We start from the raw sequence: 232 nt of genomic DNA, 5'->3' as shown, positions 1-232 counted from the left end.
CCACACTGATCGCGCAGGGCACGCTCGACCCAGTCATCCACAAGGTGCTCACCAGCAAAGCCGTCACGCTCGACCAGCTCACCCCCGGCAGTGATCATCACGTCGAAGCCCACATCCACACCGAAGGAGCCAGCGTCACACGGCTCCTCGCTACCATCGCCACCACGATTATCAACACGAAAGGACACCACTAGTGACACGCAATCGTAGGAGTGCCAAGCAGGCAGGAGCA

At 60.3% G+C, this 232-nt stretch carries 1 protein-coding gene; it reads left to right on the top strand.

Annotated elements, in window-relative coordinates; genetic code table 11:
* The coding region (locus QP415_RS13080; RefSeq protein ID WP_285100360.1) for a hypothetical protein at window positions 1–194 on the top strand (194 nt) is incomplete at its 5' end.
* Window positions 195–232 lie beyond the last annotated feature (38 nt).

Origin of the sequence: Pauljensenia sp. UMB3104, from assembly GCF_030217285.1 — a bacterium.
GTDB lineage: Bacteria > Actinomycetota > Actinomycetes > Actinomycetales > Actinomycetaceae > Pauljensenia.
This window is presented reverse-complemented; position numbering and strand designations above follow the sequence as displayed.